Genomic DNA, 20,676 nt, shown 5'->3' with positions numbered 1-20,676 from the left:
GTGGATAAATGCAGACAGAGAATTCCACCTGCACCGACTTCCACGAGCATGTACCCACGCAGCACGATTCCATCACCATCCACGTCCACACGCGATCCCACTTGGAGGCCGCCGTGGAGGCCGCCGTCCAACAACTCTCTGCTCGTGCGAGGTACCGGAAGCAGGGAATTCTGGTAACCCGGACGGCTCCTGGAACGGTCATCGTAAGCCTTGACCCAAATGTTCCCTACGGCATGAGCTACGAACGAACAACCTGGTAGTACACGAAGGCGATAGGCGAAATCAGCCTCATGCCTGTCTTGGGCTTTTCTGATGGCCCCTTTCCAACATGGCAACTGAACCTAGGAATCACGCATGAAAATTGGAATCCTCACCAGCGGTGGTGACTGCCCCGGACTGAACGCGGTCATCCGCGGCGCCGTACTCAAGGGCATCGCCATCCACGGCCACGAATTCGTGGGTTTCCTCGACGGCTGGCGCGGCGTGGTGGAGGGCGACATCATCGACCTTCCCCGCACCATGGTCCGCGGTATCGCCAAGCAGGGCGGCACCATCCTTGGCACGTCCCGCACCAACCCGTTCGACAACGGCGGCGGCCCGGAGGTCATCAAGGCCCACATGGACCGCCTGGGCATCGACGCGATCATCGCCATCGGCGGTGAGGGAACACTGGCCGCCGCCAAACGCCTCACCGACGCCGGACTGAAAATCGTGGGCGTACCCAAGACCGTGGACAACGACCTCGACGCCACCGACTACACCTTCGGCTTCGACACCGCCGTGCAGATCGCCACCGAAGCCATCGACAGGCTCCGCACCACCGGCGAATCCCACCACCGCTGCATGATCGCCGAAGTGATGGGCCGCCACGTGGGCTGGATCGCGCTGCACGCCGGCATGGCCGCAGGCGCCCACGCCATCCTGATCCCGGAACAAAAAGTCAGCATCGAGCAAATCACCCAGTGGGTAAAGGAAGCCCACCACCGTGGCCGCGCACCCCTGGTGGTCGTCGCAGAAGGCTTCATTCCCGAACATATGGACGGGGCCTATTCCGAGCGCGGCCTGGACACCTTCGGCCGTCCCCGCCTGGGCGGGATCGCCGACCAGCTCGTCCCGGAACTGGAAGCCCGCACCGGCATCGAAACCCGCGCCACTATCCTCGGCCACATCCAGCGCGGCGGCGTTCCGTCCGCCTTCGACCGGGTCCTGGCCACCCGGCTCGGCATGGCCGCCATCGACTCGATCATGCAAAGCAAGTGGGGCACCATGGTGGCCCTCAAAGGAACGGAAATTAAACACGTCAACTTCCATGAAGCTCTGGGCCAGCTCAAGACCGTCCCGCAGCAGCGCTACGACGAAGCCGCCGTCTTGTTCGGGTAGACGCTCAAAAGACAAACATCATTCGCGAACGTTATGCTCCCCGTCACAAAGTTGCTCAGCGTTCTGCTGCATGAAGCTCGAGGACGACATGCAAACAAGCACGACGCCGAATCAAGACTAAACAAACATCCACTCTTTCGCACCGTGGCAGCCTGTTGACGACTGGACTGTGCTGACCGGCCAGGACGTCGAAGTCCACACTCACGGCAGCATGACCGACCGCGGGCGCGTCGAAGCTGTCATGGCCGACGGATCTCTACTGTGGTTGATGCAGGACGGAGCCCACAGCCGGCGCGTCATAGAACAACAACCAGGAACGTACATCCGCCGTACCTGGAACTGACAGCGATCGTGTCGAGGGGAAACTAGATCTGCGCACTCAAGCTTCGACGACCAGCGGCTCCCACCCCATGGCGTCCGGATGGTGTAGCTCCGAGGCCGTCTCGTCATTGAAGAGCACACCCCCACCTGACGTCAGATTTGCCCGACAAAAGCGTCAGATTGGGATCCCGAACGAGCATCCCGGACACATCCCGTGGAAGGCCTCAGGCCCCAACCTGACACTCATCCGAACGGGTCTGGAGCGGCCGGTCCTCTACAGCAGGCCTGGAAAGCCACAAGCCCCAGCACCTCAGCCCTTCCGGTCCGCCCGGTACGCGCTGGGGCTTACCCCGTGCAGCCGGCGGAACTGGCGGGAGAAATAGAACTGATCGTTCAGCCCGATTTCTCGTCCCACCTCGGCAATCGTCAGGTCGGTTGTGTCGAGCAGGAGCCTGGCCCGTGCCATCTTCAGGGCCGTGTGGTGGGCCAGCACTCCCCCGCCCGTCGCCTCCCGGAACAGCTTGCCCAAATGCGACGGCGAAACGCCCACCAGCCTGGCCAGGTCCGGCAGGCGGATGGCGCCGTCCACCCGGTCCTCGAGGAACTTCATGGCCTGCTGCAGCGGTGTTCCCTGTTCCGGGAGGCGGCGGTCCACCGCCAGGATGGCCAGCAGCTTCCAGGCCATCCCGGCCGTGGCCACCAGGCGGGCCGGCGACTGGTCCTGCTCCAGGGCAGTAATGATCTCGTCCAGCATGGCCGTCAACCGGTCCACGGCCACCAGCGGGATGATGGGCCGGCCGGCACGTACCCCGGATTCTTCAACGAGTTCGGCAACATCGGAGCCGCGGACGTGGCACCACCAGATGGTCCAGGGGTCCTCAGCAGAGGCACCATAGGCATGCGCCTCACCGGTGTTGCCGGGAAGTACGACGGCGGTTGCCTTGCCTACGTCGTACCGCGCACCGCCGGTTTCCACCCACCCCGCGCCCGCGACGCAGAGGATGACGATGGTTTCGTCCGCGCCCTGAGGCCGGTACCGCCCATGCTCCCCGGCGGCGGGAAACACCCCGGCGTCGGTGACCACCAGCCGCCGCGTGACGGGACGCTCAAGCGCCTCCCGGACCAGGGGCCGGGGAACCACCACCAGGCGCTGGTTGGGAAACCCCGTTGCCCGCTCCACCCCGCACTCCTTCCGCCACGAAGTGTCCATGCTATGGCACAAGGCGGCAGCTCAAGCGGGCTCCTCCGTCCACCCGGTCCACTGGAGGAGCTCCACTTTGTCCAGGGAAACCAGGTCACCGGCAACCGCGTCCCGCCGGCGCTGCGCCTCGGCCGGCAGTCCAACCTGCGCATCCTTGGCGAGCGGCAGGATCTGAAGCCGGACGTCCGAGCCCGGGCATATCCCGGCGTCGTTGGTTTCGATGATCCAGGGGGAACCGTCCCAGAACCTGTCCCCCACCACAGTCCCGTCAACCACCAGGCGGGAAACGTCCCCGGCCCAGGCAACCTGCAGTTCCGTGTGCTCCCCGGACAGTACCGCCGCGCCCAGGTCCACCGCATAGACGGCTGCCAGGTCATCGATGGAAGAGCCGGTGGGCGCGGCAGCGCGGCCGGCGAGCGAACCGAAGGACGCCGGGACCGTCTTCGCCGCACGGATCCGCTCGGCAGGCAGCGTCCGGCGAAGGGGTTCAGGCGTCGCGGCGCTTGTCCGTACGTCCTCGAACCCACCGGCCTCGGCGGAGTAGCGCCGCACGGCGGGTTCTCCCGGTGACCTGCCGGCCAGGCGGCCGTCCGCACCAACCCAGAGCGGGTCTGCGGACAGGACCAGCTGGCGCCCGTGCGGTGTCTCCAAAGCCCACGCCTGGTCAGCCAGATGGGAGGGCAGGACCAGGATAGCCAGGGAGCCTTCGGGCGAGCTCGCCGTCAGGGTCACGGGGTGGGTAGCGTCGATGACGTACACGTTGCCGTCCAGCGCGGTTGCCGGACCGTCCAGAACGGTTCCTTCCGGCAGGCACAGCTGCGGCACTATTCCTTCCTCGGCAGCGATGACCAGCGTGGGCGCACCACCCGGATCCAGCAGTGTGAAGGCCGACGCCGTTGCCCAGCGAAGGCGGACACCCGCCACTTCCAGATTAAAGGGCCAGCGCGCGATGGTTCCGGCCGGGATAGTGAGGCCCGCACAGGGAAAAACGAGTGTTTCCCCGTCCAGGAGGAGCCTGAACTGGGCTCCCGGGTGGTCCGGCAGCGGGATGTGGGGCTGGTGCCAGGTGATAAACAGGAAACCGGACCGGCCGTCCGAGCGCATGGCCCAGCGGAGCGTCTCCCTGTCATCAATGCTTGCAGGAAGGTTGTCCGGCAAAGTGGACGGCATCGGGGCGAGCCGGGCACCGAAGGCCGCCAGGAACGCGTGCTGCTTCCGCAGCTCGGCGAAGCCCGGCGCCAGCCGTCCGGCCGCACCAATGGGCGCGTGGAAGTCGTAGTCAAACACCGGAAGATCGTTGGGGTAGCCCGTTTCCTGGGACTCCTGCAGCCCGCCGGGCGGGTTCGTTCCGCCGGTGAACATGTAATAGCCCTGCCACCCGGAGCCACTGCCAATCTTGTTGTTGGCTACCGCCGCAACATCCTTGCCGCTGGGCCACGGCCGCCGCTGGTAGGCCGTTGCCATGCCGCCGGTGAGTTCGCAGGTTGCCGGCGGATAGAGCGTGGACGGGGAACGGGACGGTGCCGCGCCGCTGCCCGAGAAGTGTTCACGCAGGTCCGCGCCGATCCCCGGGTCATCCCACTCGTGGCTGAAGAAGTAATGCTCCCGGAAGGTGGGGTCCCACGGGGCGCCGGCATCAACCCAGAAACCGTCCCCGTAGCCACCGAACACCGGCATGACGTCATCCTCCGGGATGTCGGCTGCGCCCCAGGCTGTTGCCGTCCAGACGGGTGCGCCCAGCCCTGCCGCCCTGGCCAGTTTCTTGAGCTCTGTGATGTGCCGGGGCTGGTCGTAGAGCTCATTTTCCAGCTGGATGCCAATGACGTTGGTGTCCGGGCCGGTGAGGCCGTCCAGTTCCCTGCCGATGCGGGTGAACCAGCGCTCCACCATGGCCAGGTAGGCGGGGTCATTGGTCCGGTGTGCCACGGGCGCGGCCTGCACCCAGTCCGGGAAGCCGCCGTTGCGGACCTCGCCGTGGCACCACGGGCCCAGCCGCAGCACCACGTCCAGGCCAACGTCAGCGCAGAGCCGGACGAACGCTGCTACGTCCAGGTTGCCGTCAAAGCGGGCCTCGCCTTCGGCCGGCTCGTGATGGATCCAGAAGATATAGCACGCCACCACGGTGATGCCGCCGGCCTTCATCAGCCGCAGCCGCTCTTCCCAGCGGGACCGGGGCAGGCGGCTGTAGTGCAGCTCCCCGGAGACCGGCATCGCAGGGACGCCGTCGTGTTCCATGTACTGGCTGGTGAGCCGCCACCTTTTGTGGCGGTCCTCGGTGTTGCTCATGGGCGGGAACTGCAGTGCCAGTTCGTGCGGCCGGTGGCCGGCGCAAAGCACCCCGGCGCTGGGCATTTCATCGCCGCCCACCCCGGCGCTGAGCATCCCAACGGTCCCTTGTTCGTTCTGCATGGTGGTTCTTTCAGCTTGTGGGGGTGGTAAGGATGCGGCGGTTCATGCGGAGCTGCCACGCTTCGTCGGCCCACATGGGGTGGTGCGGCGCGGCGTTGGAACACAGGACCATCCCCCAGACTCCGTGGTCCATAGCCGCCCGGATGCCGCGTTCTGCGAGGTCGCGCCCTATGGGGCCTTCCTCGAAGGTGCCGTGCAGGGGCGTGTAACCGATCCATCCTTCACCCACGACGGCGGGAACGTCCTTCCAGCGCGCCCAGGCGGCGATGGCAATGACACGGGACTCAATGTCCCGCCGCATGACCTCCCTGAACTCACCAAACCTGTTGTAAAGCCAGGCATCCCACGCTTCCGGATCGATCCAGTCGTACCCGTAGATCATCTGGTCCGTGACGACTGTTGCCCGGTATTTCCACTCGGCCAGCCGCCCATATTCTGCCACCGAGGGCGCGCCGGGCCGCAGCAGGGCGGCCAGGGCCGGGTTGGGAAAGGCAGGGTTGGGAAACCCGGCGGTACCCTCGGACCTGATGTCGATCTGCTGCTGGAGGGCATCCAGCACGCCGTAGCTGTAGACGTGGAACTGGGCTGCTCCCAGCCCGTCCGGGACGGTGTGCGTGGCCAGGTGCGGGGGCTTGCCATAGCTCGCGGTCACCAGAAGGTCAGGGTGGAGTTCCCGCAGGCGCTCCAGTTCCTGCGTGCCACCCTCCGCGAGCGCGGGAAGGATGGAGAAGTCCACCTCGTTATGCAGCTCCACCATGGCGATCCGGTCCCGGTGGCCCGCAGTTGTCAGCGCGCCGATGAGCCGGTACCACGAGTCCGCGAGGACCCGGTACCTGTCCTGCAGCGGGACGGCGTCGATCGCTTCGAACCACCGCGGTGAACGGGCGAAGGCCGGCGACTGCTGGTACTCCCAGCTGGCGAGGATCACCACCAGGCCGTGGCGGGCGGCGGCGTCGAAAAGCTCCAGCAGCCGCTCCCGCAGGTTGAGCCGGTAGCCGCCGGGCGCGTCGTACCAGCGCGTGCCGCGGCCGTAGAAGCCGCCGTCCGGCGCCGTTCCGAGCCCCTCGATCTCCAGGTCAGCGGCCAGATCGTCGAGGCCGAGGGCACCGAAGAGGAGCAGCGGCGCGGCGCAGATGCGGATGGTGTTGTACCCCAGCTGCGCAGCCTTCGCGCAGGCAGCATCCAGGTCGGCGTACGGGCCGCCATCTTCGGCCCGCGTGTACCAGGAGAAGTCCCAGAGGGTGATGGTCAGCCGGGAAGGAAGGTGCGACGGCGGCGCGCCCGTCAGGGATGCAGCGTCAGTATCGCGTTCCACGGTTCCGGATCCGAGGTATCTCGGTGCATCGGTCAAGAGTTTGCCTTTTCTTTGAGGTGGGAGCGGCCATCTGCGGCCAGGGCGCGCAGGAGTGCCGCCGTTTCGAGGCGGGCTCCGGCCGTGTCAGTGTCGAAGAGCAGGAGTTCGGGCAGGGAGGTTGCAAAGTAGTCAGGCAGTGCGGGGGCGGTTTCCAGTTCATCTGCTTGGGCCTCGAGCTGCCGCCAGATCCGTTCGGCGTCAGCGTGCCTTTCCAGCCTGCTGCAGGCAACGCCTTTCCAGTAGTCAGCGGGTCCCGCCGGAGCGGGGGCGGCGGCCAGCGGGGAGCCTTCGCTACAGGCGTGGCTCCAGGCCTCGGCTGCCGCTTCGCCGTCCCCTGCCCGGCTGAGGGCGTCCCCCAGCGCCACGAGCCGTTCGGCCAGGCTCCCGGCAGGGTGCCGCCCTTCGCCCAGGTTCGCCGGCGCCTCGATGCCTTCGCGCAGGAGGGTAGCGGCCGCCGTCGGACTCTGCTCGGTGAGCGCGCGCGCAACCTCCACGGACGCACGGTCATAGGCCGCCAGGGCCAGTCCTTCGCCTCCCTCGAACGGCTGGAAGCTGCGGGTGGCCATGATTTTCAGGGCTTCGTCAGCCCGGCCGGCGTCAACCATCAGGTTGGCATAGAGAACGGTCAGGTCGTCGCGCCGGAAGACAGCCGAGCCGTGCCGTTCCAGCGCGTCAATGCGCTCTTTGACTGGCACGCCCCGGAGGCCAGCCAGCACGGCACGCTCGAACACCAGCCGGGCATCATCAGGACCCAGCTCCAGCGCACGCTCGAAGAAGGAGTCCGCAGCTGCCGCGTCCCCACCGGTGTTCACGTGAGCAATCGCGGCATTCCGCCAGACCACGGGGTCCTCTGAGCCGTTTGCCATGGAGGCCTGCAGGTGGGCAAGCGCTTCCGGGGTGCGCCCCGCGTCCAGCAGCCAGCAGCCCAGCAGTCCGTGCGCCACCGCGTCCTTGGGATAAGCCTGGAGGGCGCGCTGCAACGCGTCATAGTGGTCCAGTCCATGGGGGAAGGCATAAGTGGTGTCGCTCCGCCGGGCAGCCGCCCGTTCCCACGACGCCGCTTCCGGGTCCAGCAGCTCGTCCAGCCAGCCGGCACGGAGGTAGCGGCGGAGGGGCTCCGGGTTGCCGAACCCCTTGTCGCCGGACCGGGCCGGCTGCTCCGTCAGGTCCAGGGCCAGCTGCCACTGCCCCGCGCTGGCCAGCCAGCACGCCACGGTCAGCGGTGTCTTGGGGTCCGAAACGTCAAGGGAGCCGTCAAGCGCCAAGGCCACCGGGTCCAGCGGGTCGGCATTGAGGATGCGCTGAAGCTGGCGTGCGGCCTCGTCCCCGCGACCCAGCTGGCGCAGCGCAAGGCAGAGCAGGTGCTTTGCCGCAGGGCTGGCCGGGTCCAGCCCCAGCGCCGCTTCGGCCTGCCGGAGGGCTTCGGCTGGTTGCCCCGACCGGAGGGCCAGGCGCGCCATCGCTAGGTGGGCCGGATGCGCCCAGGCCCTGTCCCAGGCGGCTTTCGCAAAGTGTTCGGCAGCCCTGTCCGGTTGACCGGTCCGCTCGAGCACCAGGCCGAGCCGGTAGCTGGCCTCGCCACTGGGCGGATTGAGGTTTCGGAGGGTCAGCCGGGCAAGTGCGTTCTCCAGCAGCCTCCGCGCTTCCGCGTACTGGCCGGTGGCGTATCTCACTGCACCCAGTGCGATCGATGCGCGCGAATCCATGGGGTCCCGCCGGAGCATTTCCTCGAAATAGGGCAGGGGCGATCTGGTGGGGTGCCGGTTCTGGGTCAGGTGTGTGGCGGTGACGTAGAGCTCGTCCTGGCTTTCGATCTCCGCCGGCCGGCCAGGCTCGGTGGCCACCCACGGCTCCTCCCGGGCATCGCCGGACAGGGCCTCACCGGACCGGGGCGGGGACCACGACAACAGCTCCGCTCCCCCGTCAAGGACCCGGAGCGTGAGGTCAGCAGCCTCAACCGGGCCATCAAGCCCGTACGCTTCCGTGAAGGGGTGGGCCGGGGAGATCCGGGCATTCCAGGACCGGACGGCCTGCCCGTGATGTTGAAGCACCACCGTGGCATTGGCCCGGTCCGCCGTGCTGGAGACCCCCACTGTGGCGTTGCGCCCGGCGTCGTCCAGCTGGAGGGAGACGGCGGCGTCGAGGTTTGCCTGGTGCGCCGGGCCCATTTTGCGGATCGGGAACCAGAACTCGCTGAAGGTGCGGGTCTCCCCGGGGGCGAGGTAGCTGAAGTCGGGCTGGTTGTCCGTGAACACGCCGGACATCAGCTCAACGTAAGGGCCGTCGTCGTCCGTTAAGTGCGCGTCCCAAGCCCTGCCCACCGGACCGTTGCCCCACGTCCACTGCTTCTTGCCCGGGGAAATGCTGCGGTCCGCCCAGTGGACGAACCCGGCACCCGCGTCATGGTCGTAGCCGCCGAAGAAGCTGTCCCTGGTGTCGGTGACCATGTAGGAGGTGGGGACCGGAATGTTGGCATAGAAGTCGATGCGGTCCGCATCCGGATGGCCTCCTCCTGCCAGGGCGGGATAGTCTACGCCGTAGTAGGGGCGGTCCGCGCGGGGGAAAGCCGTGATGGCCCGGCGGGCATGGTCCGCCACGTAGCGGACATCCGCCGGGAAGAACGACTGGTACTTCTCGTGGACGCGGGCAGCAGCATTCGCCCACCAGAGGAAAGTCTGCGGCACGTCCGTGCAGTTGTAGAGCCGCGCCTCCACCTCAATCAGCGAACTGCCCGGGCGGAGCCGGACACCGTGGGTCCCCCGCATCCGCTGCAGGGGGTCGAGGTCGCTGTGCCACACCACCACCGCCCCGTCGGCGCCGCGCTCGATGGATGTTTCCACGGGAAGGAACGTTGCCGGGCGGTGGTGCTGGGGCCAGTTGAACTCCACGCCTCCGGAAATCCAGGGCCCAGCAAGGCCCACCAGGCCCGGCTTGATCACGTTGTTCCGGTAGAAGAAGTCGTACCCGGCCGTCTTGTCGAAGCCGATGTGGATGCGGCCTCCGATCTCCGGCAGCAACATGAGCCTCAGGTATTCGTTCTCCAGGTGGATTGCCTGCCAGAGCCGGGGTGCCTTCGAGCCGGCGATGCTGTCAATGAACGGCATCGGGTAGACCTTGCCGCTGGACCCCTGGTACACGCGGCGGTCCAGGAACATCGGGTACCGGTCCGGCACGCCGGGAGCGTAGGTGTCGATGGAGACCGGCTCGTTCCAGCAGGCAACACCGCCGGCCTCCAGGACGGCCTGCTGGTCCGGCGGCGCGTCGGGCAAATGAATCTGGCTCTTGAAGTGGTTGGAGTCCGTCACCTCTTCAGGCTATGGACAAACGCCACGGCTGCCCATGGCAGAAAAGTGCAACTATATGGACGATCTTCTTCGCAGCACGGCCACGCGCTGACTCAGCGGAAATCAGCCGTTGAATCCTTGGCGACCTCCAGGAGCGTTGTCTGGAAGGCAATTTCGGCAGCAGCACGGACCCTGTCATGGCGGTGCGCGAGCAGGACCCGCCTTGACGGGGCCGACGAGCCGAGCGAAACGATGCTCACGCCGGGGTGTTTATTGACGACGGCGGTGCGGGGCGCCAGCGCGATGCCCAGTCCAACACTCACCATGGCCTGTGCTTCCTGGTAGTCATTGGCATGGAAGGCGATCCGGGGCGTGAATCCTGCAGCGCTGGCACTGCGCTGCAGGACCTCCACTACCGGGTGTTCCTGGCCGCGGACAATCCATTCCTCGTCCGCCAGGTCCGCCATGTCCACCTGCTTCCGGCGGGCCAGGCGGTGGTCTTTGCCGACGATCAACGCTGTTGCGTCTTCGAACACCGTGGTCAGCGCAAAGTCCTCCGAATTCATCCGGTTCCATTCGTAGTCCCACAGCAGGGACATTCCCACCTGGCCGTTCTCCAGCATCTCAATCAGGTCCTCGAACCGGCTGCTGCGGACATGCAGCTCGATGGCCGGGTACTCCTTCTTGAACCTGCTGATGACGACGGGGAGGAAGGAACCACCCAAAGTGGGGAAGGTTCCCATGGTGAGGCTGCCCCGATTGAGGCCCGCGATTTCCGCGAGATCCGCCTCGGCCGCTGCCATCTGCCGGAGGATGCGGCGCGTGTGGGCGGCCAGGACGTGTCCGGCATCCGTGGGGACCATGCCGCGCGTCTGCCTTTGCAGGAGGGGCTGCCCGATTTCGGCTTCCAGGCGCCTCAGCTGCTGGGAGACCCCGGACGGCGAGTACACGTGCTTCTCCGCCGCAGCGGTGATTGAGCCGAGCTCAACGACATCGAGGAGTAATTCAAGCCTGCGGACGTTCAACATGGCAGCCCTTCGATTGAAGTGTTTATTACATGCCCCTCACTATTCTAATCCGATACTTCATGCGGAGCGGAATATAGCACCCTTGCTGGGGTGGAGGGCCGAGCCGGTCAGCCTCAGGGGCATGAAAAGGTGCCTCAACCGGCCTTTCGATTGAACTAAAAGTGCATGCCAGTGCATAATTTGGCGTTTGTAATTCATACGAGGCTCGGATCACACTTGTGAATGCCGATACGGCGTGATGGCCCAAGGACGGGCCCAAAAAGATGTGAAGGGCAATCATGTTTAAGATCCCAGCAGTGTGGATGCGGGGCGGAACCAGCAAGTGCTGGGTCTTCGAATGGGACAACCTCCAGGTCCCCGGAAAGAGCGTGGACGACGTTCTCCTCCGCCTCTTTGGCAGCCCCGACCACCGCCAGGTGGATGGAGTGGGCGGCGGGACGTCCACAACAAGCAAGGCCGTCATCCTGTCCCGCTCCCTTGGCGAGGAAGCCGACGTCGACTACACATTCGCCCAGGTGTCCATCGATGAACAGAAAGTGGACTGGGGAAGCAACTGCGGCAACTGCTCAGCAGTGGTAGCCCCGTACGCCATCGAACGGGGCTGGGTAGAACCCGGCCAGGAAAGCACATCGGTCAGGACGCTGAACACCAACACCGATCAGCTCATCCTGCAGAAGGTCCCCACCCCCGGCGGCGAGCTCCAGGATCCCGGAACCCAAGTGATCCCGGGTGTCCCTTTCCCCGGACTTTCGGTGGGCATGGGTTTCCTGGATCCCGCAGGGCGCACCACCGGGAAGCTGTTTCCCACCGGAGAGCCGCTGGACAAAGTCACGTTTGATGGCCGTCAGGTTCCCGCCACGCTCATTGACGCCGGCGCCCCGCTGATCATCCTCGACGCCGTATCCCTCGGGCTCACGGGCCACGAAACTGCGGTGGACATCGACAGCCAGGCGGCGTTGCTGGTGCACCTCGATGACGTGCGCCGGGATGCGGCCGTCCGCATGGGCCTTGCCGCCAGCCGGGCCGAAGCTGAGCGGGCCATCCCCAAGCTCGCGATCGTAGCCAGGGCATCGCCCGGCGACGAGGCTGACCTCGTTGTCCGAATGCTGTCCATGGGCAAACTCCACCCCGCCCTCGCGATCACCGGAAGCGTGGCCCTGACCATGGCCGCCCAGCATGAGGGCACCGTGGTCCGGGACGTGCTGTCCACGGATCCGTCCTCAGGGCTGACCATGCGGACACCGGCAGGCCTGGTGCAGACCTGGGCTGAAGTGCGTGACGGCGTCCCCGTTGTCGGCACCCTTCGCAGCGCCCGCCGCATCGCTGACGCCGAACTGCTGCTTCCACAGACCTGGTAAACGACCACCCACAACAGCCTCCCCTCCCAGCTGCGCCAAACCGGTGTTTCATGGTGGTAGGCACTGACCCCAAAAGGATTCCTCAATGACGAGCAACAAGTCATCCTTGGAGCCGCCCGGAGTCTCTCCGGACGGCACTGCCGGACAGGCAGAGCAGACGGAGCAGCCCGATCCGCCCAAGCACTCCCGCCGCACGATCCTTGCCGCGGTAGGAGCCTTCGCACTCCTCGGAACGGCCACAACGGTGCTGGGTGGAAGCCTGCTGAACCCGCCCTCCAGCACCGAAGACGGCGACTTCAGCGGCGAGACCCTCGAATTCCTCATTCCGCTGGCGTCCGGCGGAGGAACGGATACGTGGGCACGCTTCATCGGCACGGAACTGACGAACTACGTGGCCGGCCGCCCCGGCTTCGCCCCCGTCAACGAAGCCGGCGGTGAAGGCATCCTCGGGACCAACCGGTTCGCCCGCTCCGCCAAGACTGACGGGACTGAGATCCTGGTAGGCACGGCATAGACGGTCGTGCCCTGGGTCCTGGGACGCTCAGCGGTCAAGTACTCCTTCGAAGACCTCAAGCCGGTCGTCGTCAATGGAACCGGCGGCGTCATCTACGCCCGGGCTGAAGCCGGCGTGGCCAGCGTGCAGGACCTGATCAACAGGGACACCCCGCTAGTATTTGGCGGCATCAGTGCTACGGGCCTGGACATCACCACCCTGGTGGCTTTCGACCTGCTCGAGGCAGACGTCACGAGCACCTTTGGCTTCGAAGGCCGCGGACCAGTCAACCTGGCCCTCCAGCGTGGCGAAATCGATCTGGACTACCAGACGACCTCGGCCTACGGCTCGGCAGTCGAAGGCATCGTCAAGGAAGGCAAAGCCGTCGTCCTGATGTCCTTCGGTCAACTGAACGAGGCCGGAGATGTTGTCCGCGACCCGAACTTCCCCGACGTGCCCACAGTGGCAGAAGCCTACGAAACCCTTCACGGGAAGAAACCGTCAGGCGAAAAGTACGAGGCCTACAAGACCCTGCTCGGGCTTACCTACACCTACCAAAAAGGACTCTGGGTGCCGCAGGAGACACCGGAGAAGGCCTACGAGCTGCTGCGCCAATCCAGCGAGCAACTTGGCACCGACAAAGCTTTCCAGGAGAAGGCTGCCAAGGTACTCGGTGGCTATCCCCTCGTCGCGGACACCGGCATGGCCGATCGCGTCCGCGACGCCTACAAAGTCAGTGGCTCCGTCCGGTCCTATGTCACAGGGCTGCTCGCGGACAAATACAACATCCACGTTGAATAAGGACCATCATGCTTGACTCCGCAATGGCAGCGCTGGCATCCCTCGCTGACCCCTCCCTCCTCATCATGCTCCTGATCGGCACGGTGGCCGGTCTGATCATGGGCCTCATCCCGGGACTGGGCGGCACAGGAGCCGTCGCAATCCTGCTGCCCATCACCTTTGGCATGGAACCTCCCCAGGCCCTGGCGCTCCTCATCGGGGCTCTCGCCGTCGTTCACACTTCGGACACAGTGTCCGCGGTGCTGCTCGGCGCCCCAGGTTCAGCATCAGCCAGCGTCACCATGCTCGACGGATACTCCATGGCCAAGAAAGGGCAGGCAGCCCGTGCCTTGACCCTGGCGTTCCTCTCCTCCATGGCCGGAGGCATCATCGGCGCGGTCGGCCTGACCCTGGCGATCCCGCTGGCCCGGCCCTTGGTCCTGTCCTTCGCAAGTCCCGAGCTCTTCATGTTGACCGTCCTCGGTGTCTCTTTGGCGGCAGTCCTGTCACGGGGAAACATCATCAAGGGCGTCTCGGCAGGCCTCCTTGGCCTGATCCTGGGCATGGTTGGAACCTCACCGACCACAGCTGAGGAACGCTTCACCTTCGGCAGCCTGTTCCTCGGCGACGGACTGTCACTCGTCGCCGTCGCCCTGGGCATCTTCGGTCTGGCCGAAATCGCATCCCGCGCCAGCCAGCGCCGCGGAGAAAAGCAAACCATCAGCCTCGGCGGCGGATGGGGCCAGGGCATCCGGGAATGGCTTACCCACTGGACCCAGGTCATCCGCGGAGCGCTCATCGGTATCTGGGCAGGCGTCCTGCCCGGCGTCGGCGCCACCGCCGGAACATGGATGGCCTACGGCCAAGCCGTCGCAACCGCCAAGGACAAGCGCCAGTTTGGCAAGGGCGACCCCCGCGGCATTGTCGGCCCCGAAAGCGCCAACAACTCCGTCGAAGCCGGTGACCTGATCCCCACCCTCCTCTTCGGCATCCCCGGCGGCGTGCCCTCCGCAATGCTCCTGGGAATGCTCCTCACCTACGGCATCCAGCCGGGCCCCTCCATCATCACCGAACACCTCGACCTGATGTACCTCATCGTTTGGTCCTTCGCCATCGCCTCGATCCTTGGCGCGCTGCTCTGCTTCCTCAGCGTCAAACAGCTCGCAAAACTGACCAAGGTCCCCTTCGCCGTCCTGGCCGCAGGCCTCGTCGCCATCATGCTCCTGGGCTCCTTCCAGGAAGGCGGCCAGCTCGGCGACCTCTGGATCATGATCATCCTCGGCGTCTTCGGCTGGCTCCTGAAATCGACGGGATTCCCCCGGGCACCATTCCTGATCGGATTCGTCCTGGCCATCCCGCTGGAACGCTACTACTTCCTCACCGACAGCCTTTACGAAGGCTTCGACTGGATGGCCCGCCCCGGCGTCATGGTCTTCCTGGCAATCCTGATCCTCCCGATGATCTGGGCGTTCATCAAGTTCATCCGCGCCCGCCGGCACACCAACCTTGACGATGGTCACCGGGACGAACAGCCCGAGGACGACGAAGCTCCGCTGAAGAATTCAACCTGGTCCCTCGCAGCATCAGGCATCTTCTTCGTAGCCTTCGCCGCCGCCCTAATCTCCTCCGCTTCATTCTCACCGGAAGCCAGGCTGGTCCCCCAGCTGGTGAGCACCGGTGGCCTGATCTTCTCCGGCATCCTGCTCTTCATTGAGATCCGGAGAAGGCTTCGCGACAGGACCCCGAAGGCAGATCAGAGCATCTCCGAGGAGGCAGAGGGGATCCTTGCCACACAACCCGCGAAGGCAGGTTGGACCCTTGATGCCAGGTTCGCATTGAAGACCTTCCTATGGATGACAGGCTTCCTGGCTCTCACGGCCGCCTTCGGATACCTGGTTGCAGTCACGATCTTCATCCCGGCCTTCCTCCTGATAGTCGCAAGGGCCCGGCTCAAGGTAGCCATCATCTACACCGGCGTCCTGTACATAGTGCTCCTCGCACTCCCGTCACTGCTGCCGATCGACCTGCCGCAGGGCTGGCTCAACACCCTCGTCTAACCGTCCGCCCACACACTTTGGCCATTGGAGATATGAAATGACGATACTCGTCGCCTACGCACCTGCTTCAGAAGGCAGGGAAGCCCTGTCAGAAGGAATCAAGGAAGCGCACCTCAGGAAGTCAGACCTGCTGATTGTGAATATCGGCCGCGGGCACCACGATCTGGAGCCAGAGGAAGTGCGCGCGCTGGAAACCCGGCTGGGGGATGCCGGCCTGGCCCTGACCATCGAATCCTCGGTCCTGTCCGACCCCGGAGATGCTGTCATCCAGATCGCCCAGGACCGCAACGTCGACATGATCGTTATCGGCCTTCGGCACCGGTCCATGGTGGGCAAGCTCATCCTCGGAAGCACCGTCCAGAGGATCCTCCTCGACGCCACCTGCCCGGTGCTCGCGGTCCGCTCCGACAAACTCTGACCGGAGCCCACTAACTGCCGGACTTCTTGTCCGGCCCGCGTGCTGCCGTTCCCGCACTCCATCGCAACAGGTAGCCCGAAGGACGGGCGCAGGGACGCCACAGCACGCAAGGGAGGCAGGGTGACCACCGGTCACCCTGCCTCCTCCCATGACGTTTCCGAAGGCAGTCCGGCCAGGACAAAGCCCCCACCAAGGAGATGAGACCATCGTGTACAACCGCCCCCAGCCAGCCAGACGGGCTGCCGCACCCCTCTCCCCCGAGCCGGTTCCCAACTGGTGCACACTCTCGCGAAGCGACCAGGTGGAAATCCACAGCCAAGGACTGCCCATCGCATCAGGACGCATCGACATGCTCGCCCTCGACGGCAGCCTCCTCTGGCTCCAGCAGGACCAGGGAAAAGGCCGCGCACTGTTCCTCCACAGTGACGGCCTGCGCGTTTACCGGCGCCCCGCACCCAGGAACGCGTAGCGCCAGCCACCTTGCGGATGACCGGCGGAGGCCTTCAGTGCGCCAGCCGCTGCCCGTCAGCCATGACAGGCATGGAGACGGCAGGCATGGAGACCACTGGCATGGAACCGGTAAGAACCTCGACGACGGCCATCTGGCCCGTGGTGTCCGGGACACCCGGGAACTGGACCTGGGGGTCGGCAGCCACCACCGGCGGGCTGCTTTCGGAACGCATGCGGACAAGCGCGACGGCGGAAATAAGGAACCAGGCCACGTTCGTCACCACGGAAGGCCACGCCCCGTGGAAGGTGCCGTTGATGATGAAGGCGACGGCGCCAACAAGATTCGCGGTCTGGAAGCCCTTGCCGGCCTTCAACCAGCCCATGGAAACGGCCAGGTATGCGCTGAGAATCGCAGCCGCGCCGGCCCAGCCGGCGGTTTCCCACAGCAGTTCCATGGGGTCCTTTCAAGGTGCTGCCCGCGCAGTATCCGGGCAGGGTCTTTGACAGTGATGAAAAGGGTTTGGTTTCGCCGGATGCCACTGCTCAATGAACGGACATCATCCAACACTGCGTTGACTCGAGCCCTGTTCGGGCGAGGACCTCATGCCGGCTGGCGGCATAATCATACCCCGCAAAGAGGGGGCGTTTTACGCAGCCTCCGCGCCGTCAAAAGTCTGGACAACTCCCCCGCCAGGGAGCACCATCTGAAGGGTGACTACCGACCCCTACCTGCGCGAGCTCATGCTCCTGCGCCGGGTCAAGGACCGGATCGACCGGGAGTACGCGCAGCCCCTGGACGTCGAGGCCCTGGCCTGCGGTGTCCACATGTCCGCCGGCCACCTCAGCCGCCGGTTCAAGGCCGCGTACCAGGAATCGCCCTACAGCTACCTGATGACCCGGCGCATCGAACGGGCCATGGCGCTGCTGCGCCGGGGTGACCTTTCCGTCACGGAGGTGTGCTTCGCCGTCGGCTGTTCCTCGCTGGGGACCTTCAGCACGCGCTTCAGCGAACTGGTGGGGATGCCGCCCAGCGCCTACAAGCAGGAGGCGAAGAGCACGACGGCGGGCATCCCCGCGTGCGTGGCCAAACAGGTCACCAGACCGGTCAGGAATCGAGAAGCGCCCGCTCCCGAGCCGCAACTAGCATGACTGCCATGGACAACATCACCATCTCCTCAACCTTCCTTCCGCACACCGATCCCGATGCTTCCCTGGCGTTCTACCGCGACGCGCTGGGCTTCGAGGTCCGTAACGACGTGGGGCGCGGCACCATGCGCTGGATCACGGTCGGCCCCGCGGGCCAGCCCGGCGTTTCCATCGTCCTGCACCCGCCGGGTCTGGACCCCGGCATCACCGATGACGAGCGCCGCACCATCGCCGAGATGATGGCCAAGGGCACCTACGCCACCGTGATCCTCTCCGCCCCGGACGTCGACGCCGCCTTCGCCAAGGTTGAGGCGAGCGGGGCCGACGTCGTGCAGGAACCGGTGGACCAGCCCTACGGAATCCGCGACTGCGCCTTCCGCGACCCCGCCGGGAACACCGTGCGGATCAACCAGCAGGCCTAGGCTGATACCAACGACGGCGACCGGAGGCTGCGCACGAGGCTTCCGGTCAGCGCAGCCCAACAGATAGCGCAGCCCAACAGATGGAGACCCGATGAGCACGGACACCGGCACCGATACCCAGGCTCGTACCGAAACAAAAGGCGTGCACGCCGCCGACACCCACGACCTCATCCGTGTGCAGGGCGCGCGGGAAAACAACCTCAAGAACATCAGCGTCGAACTGCCCAAGCGCCGGCTGACCGTGTTCACCGGGGTCTCCGGCTCGGGAAAGAGCTCGCTGGTGTTCGCCACCATCGCCGCAGAGTCGCAGCGGATGATCAACGAGACCTACAGCGCGTTCGTCCAGGGCTTCATGCCGAACCTCGCCCGTCCCGAGGTGGACTTCCTGGAAGGCCTGACGACGGCGATCATCGTTGACCAGGAGCGCATGGGCGCCAACCCGCGGTCAACTGTGGGCACCGCAACGGATGCCAACGCCATGCTCCGCATCCTTTTCAGCCGGCTGGGCACCCCGTACGCCGGCCCGCCCACGGCGTTTTCCTTCAACGTTCCCACCCGCAAGGCCAGCGGCGTCATGTCCACGGACAAGGGCGGGCGGGTGGAGAAGGCGGTGGTCAACCACGCCGTGTACCTTGGCGGCATGTGCCCGCGCTGCGAGGGCATGGGCAACGTCAGCGACATTGACCGCACCGCACTGTACGACGACGCCAAGTCCCTGAACGAGGGAGCGCTGACGGTTCCGGGGTACTCCATGGACGGGTGGTACGGGCGATTGTTCGAGGGCATGGGCCTGCCGATGGACAAGCCCATCGCCAAATTCACCGCCAAGCAGCTGGACACCATGCTGTACGCGGAACCTACCAAGATCAAGGTGGAAGGCGTCAACCTGACCTTCGAGGGGATCATCCCCAAAATCCAGAAGTCCATGCTGTCCAAGGACCCGGAGGCCATGCAGCCGCACGTGCGCCGGTTCGTGGAGCGGGCCGTCACGTTCCAGACCTGCCCCGAGTGCAAGGGGACCCGGCTGACGCAGCAGGCCCTCTCCTCCAAAATCAACGGCAGGAACATCGCGGAGCTGTGCCAGATGCAGATCAGCGACCTCGCCGGGTGGGTCCGGAACCTCAAGGACCCGTCCGTGGCGCCTCTGCTTAAGGGCCTCCAGCACCTGCTCGACTCGTTTTCGGATATCGGCCTGGGCTACCTCAGCCTGGACCGGCCGGCCGGCACCCTGTCCGGCGGCGAGGCCCAGCGCACCAAGATGATCCGCCACCTCGGCTCCTCGCTCACGGACGTCACCTACGTCTTCGACGAACCCTCCATCGGCCTCCATCCGCACGACATCGAACGGATGAACCAGCTCCTGCGCCAGCTGCGGGACAAGGGCAACACCGTCCTGGTGGTGGAGCACAAACCCGAGATGATCACCATCGCGGACCACGTCGTCGACCTCGGCCCGGGGGCAGGCACCAACGGCGGCGAGGTCTGCTATGAGGGCACCGTGGAGGGCCTGCGGAGCAGCGACACCATCACCGGGCACCACCTGGAGGACCGCGCGTCGCTGAAGGAGGCCGTCCGGAAGGCCTCCGGGGCGCTGGAGGTCCGCGGCGCCTCGACGCACAATCTCCAAGACGTCGACGTCGATATTCCCCTGGGTGTCCTGACCGTGGTTACGGGGGTGGCCGGCTCGGGGAAGAGCTCCCTGATCCACGGGTCCGTGGCCAAGCGCGAAGGCGTGGTGGTGATCGACCAGGGCGCCATCCGCGGTTCACGCCGCAGCAACCCGGCCACCTACACCGGGCTGCTGGAGCCCATCCGCAAGACGTTTGCCAAGGTCAACGGCGTGAAGCCGGCACTGTTCAGCTCCAACTCCGAGGGCGCCTGCCCCACCTGCAACGGCGCGGGCGTCATCTTCACCGAGCTCGGCGTGATGGCCACCGTGGAGTCCCCGTGCGAGGACTGCGAGGGCCGCCGCTTCCAGGCAGCTGTGCTGGAGTACACCGTGGGCGGGAAGAACATCGCCGAGGTCCTGGCCATGTCCGTGACCGAGGCCGCCGCGTTCTTTGCCGAGGGTGAGGCCAAGACACCGCCCGCGCGGACCATCCTGGCGCGGCTCGAGGATGTTGGCCTGGGCTACCTCAGCCTCGGCCAGCCGCTCACCACGCTTTCCGGCGGCGAGCGCCAGCGGCTCAAGCTCGCCACCCAGATGGCCGAGAAGGGCAACGTGTATGTCCTGGACGAACCCACCACCGGCCTGCACCTGGCCGATGTGGAGAACCTGCTGGGCCTGCTGGACCGGCTGGTCGAGTCCGGCAGGTCCGTGATTGTGATCGAGCACCACCAGGCCGTGATGGCGCACGCGGACTGGATCATCGACCTCGGCCCGGGGGCAGGGCACGACGGCGGCCGGATCGTTTTCGAGGGCACGCCCGCTGAGCTTGTGGCCGGCTCCGCGACACTCACGGGCAAGCACCTGGCGGCGTACGTCGGTGCGTGAGCAGTATTGCGCCTGCACCGGCAGGAACCTCCGAATACCGGAGCACCGCATCACGCCGTGAAAGCGCCGCCCCAGCGTATG

Annotated in this window: 17 protein-coding genes; 11 read left to right on the top strand and 6 right to left on the bottom strand. The window is 65.9% G+C overall.

The window, feature by feature from the left end; all coding sequences use genetic code 11:
• The first annotated feature begins 8 nt into the window (after nucleotides 1-8).
• Both ACKAE7_RS00155 and ACKAE7_RS00150 read left to right on the top strand, forming a co-directional pair.
• Nucleotides 9-260, top strand: a complete 252-nt coding sequence (locus ACKAE7_RS00155; protein ID WP_043438973.1) for a hypothetical protein — start codon at nucleotides 9-11, stop codon at nucleotides 258-260.
• A 94-nt stretch (nucleotides 261-354) separates the two neighbouring features.
• A complete protein-coding gene (locus tag ACKAE7_RS00150; RefSeq protein ID WP_188810515.1) occupies nucleotides 355-1,380 on the top strand; it encodes an ATP-dependent 6-phosphofructokinase in 1,026 nt (341 codons plus the stop codon).
• Between the two features lie 631 nt (nucleotides 1,381-2,011).
• Here the strand turns inward: ACKAE7_RS00150 and ACKAE7_RS00145 are convergent.
• From ACKAE7_RS00145 to ACKAE7_RS00125, 5 genes are all read right to left on the bottom strand, one after another.
• Nucleotides 2,012-2,881 (bottom strand): AraC family transcriptional regulator, encoded by an 870-nt coding sequence (locus ACKAE7_RS00145; RefSeq protein ID WP_408978171.1) that lies wholly within the window; start codon nucleotides 2,879-2,881, stop codon nucleotides 2,012-2,014.
• 51 nt (nucleotides 2,882-2,932) lie between these two features.
• Nucleotides 2,933-5,311, bottom strand: a complete 2,379-nt coding sequence (locus ACKAE7_RS00140; protein WP_408978170.1) for a beta-galactosidase — start codon at nucleotides 5,309-5,311, stop codon at nucleotides 2,933-2,935.
• Between the two features lie 10 nt (nucleotides 5,312-5,321).
• A complete protein-coding gene (locus ACKAE7_RS00135) occupies nucleotides 5,322-6,662 on the bottom strand; it encodes a cellulase-like family protein (RefSeq protein WP_408978169.1) in 1,341 nt (446 codons plus the stop codon).
• Nucleotides 6,659-9,970 (bottom strand): DUF5107 domain-containing protein, encoded by a 3,312-nt coding sequence (locus ACKAE7_RS00130; RefSeq protein WP_408978168.1) that lies wholly within the window; start codon nucleotides 9,968-9,970, stop codon nucleotides 6,659-6,661. Before ACKAE7_RS00130 ends, ACKAE7_RS00135 begins: the two co-directional genes overlap by 4 nt.
• Nucleotides 9,971-10,062: 92 nt before the next feature.
• Entirely contained in the window at nucleotides 10,063-10,977 is a 915-nt protein-coding gene (locus tag ACKAE7_RS00125) for a LysR family transcriptional regulator (protein ID WP_188810522.1), read from the bottom strand.
• A 278-nt stretch (nucleotides 10,978-11,255) separates the two neighbouring features.
• Between ACKAE7_RS00125 and ACKAE7_RS00120 the strand changes: the two genes are divergently transcribed.
• The 6 genes from ACKAE7_RS00120 to ACKAE7_RS00095 all read left to right on the top strand — a co-directional run bounded on the left by ACKAE7_RS00120 (nucleotide 11,256) and on the right by ACKAE7_RS00095 (nucleotide 16,552).
• Nucleotides 11,256-12,335: a PrpF domain-containing protein gene (locus ACKAE7_RS00120; RefSeq protein WP_408978167.1), complete on the top strand. Its 1,080-nt coding sequence runs from the start codon at nucleotides 11,256-11,258 to the stop codon at nucleotides 12,333-12,335.
• Between the two features lie 85 nt (nucleotides 12,336-12,420).
• The gene (locus tag ACKAE7_RS00115; protein ID WP_408978166.1) at nucleotides 12,421-12,849 is read left to right on the top strand and encodes a hypothetical protein; all 429 of its coding nucleotides are present in this window, start codon (nucleotides 12,421-12,423) and stop codon (nucleotides 12,847-12,849) included.
• 6 nt (nucleotides 12,850-12,855) lie between these two features.
• Nucleotides 12,856-13,629, top strand: a complete 774-nt coding sequence (locus ACKAE7_RS00110) for a hypothetical protein (RefSeq protein WP_408978165.1) — start codon at nucleotides 12,856-12,858, stop codon at nucleotides 13,627-13,629.
• An 8-nt stretch (nucleotides 13,630-13,637) separates the two neighbouring features.
• Entirely contained in the window at nucleotides 13,638-15,665 is a 2,028-nt protein-coding gene (locus tag ACKAE7_RS00105) for a tripartite tricarboxylate transporter permease (RefSeq protein ID WP_408978164.1), read from the top strand.
• 37 nt (nucleotides 15,666-15,702) lie between these two features.
• Nucleotides 15,703-16,083 carry a universal stress protein gene (locus ACKAE7_RS00100; RefSeq protein WP_408978163.1) on the top strand — a complete coding sequence of 127 codons (381 nt, stop codon included), beginning with the start codon at nucleotides 15,703-15,705 and terminating at the stop codon, nucleotides 16,081-16,083.
• Nucleotides 16,084-16,231: 148 nt separating this feature from the next.
• A complete protein-coding gene (locus ACKAE7_RS00095; RefSeq protein ID WP_408978162.1) occupies nucleotides 16,232-16,552 on the top strand; it encodes a hypothetical protein in 321 nt (106 codons plus the stop codon).
• A 34-nt stretch (nucleotides 16,553-16,586) separates the two neighbouring features.
• Here ACKAE7_RS00095 and ACKAE7_RS00090 read toward each other — a convergent pair whose 3' ends face one another.
• Nucleotides 16,587-16,988, bottom strand: coding sequence for a CBU_0592 family membrane protein (locus ACKAE7_RS00090; protein WP_190613710.1), 402 nt, complete (start codon nucleotides 16,986-16,988; stop codon nucleotides 16,587-16,589).
• A 286-nt stretch (nucleotides 16,989-17,274) separates the two neighbouring features.
• Between ACKAE7_RS00090 and ACKAE7_RS00085 the strand changes: the two genes are divergently transcribed.
• The 3 genes from ACKAE7_RS00085 to ACKAE7_RS00075 all read left to right on the top strand — a co-directional run bounded on the left by ACKAE7_RS00085 (nucleotide 17,275) and on the right by ACKAE7_RS00075 (nucleotide 20,595).
• Nucleotides 17,275-17,682 carry a helix-turn-helix transcriptional regulator gene (locus ACKAE7_RS00085; protein ID WP_188810961.1) on the top strand — a complete coding sequence of 136 codons (408 nt, stop codon included), beginning with the start codon at nucleotides 17,275-17,277 and terminating at the stop codon, nucleotides 17,680-17,682.
• Nucleotides 17,679-18,101 carry a VOC family protein gene (locus tag ACKAE7_RS00080; protein WP_191036003.1) on the top strand — a complete coding sequence of 141 codons (423 nt, stop codon included), beginning with the start codon at nucleotides 17,679-17,681 and terminating at the stop codon, nucleotides 18,099-18,101. Before ACKAE7_RS00085 ends, ACKAE7_RS00080 begins: the two co-directional genes overlap by 4 nt.
• A 91-nt stretch (nucleotides 18,102-18,192) precedes the next feature.
• Nucleotides 18,193-20,595 (top strand): ATP-binding cassette domain-containing protein, encoded by a 2,403-nt coding sequence (locus ACKAE7_RS00075; protein ID WP_408978161.1) that lies wholly within the window; start codon nucleotides 18,193-18,195, stop codon nucleotides 20,593-20,595.
• The last annotated feature ends 81 nt before the right edge of the window (nucleotides 20,596-20,676 follow it).

Origin of the sequence: Pseudarthrobacter sp. NKDBFgelt, assembly GCF_046097905.1 — a bacterium.
Lineage (GTDB): Bacteria > Actinomycetota > Actinomycetes > Actinomycetales > Micrococcaceae > Arthrobacter > Arthrobacter polychromogenes.
This window is presented reverse-complemented; position numbering and strand designations above follow the sequence as displayed.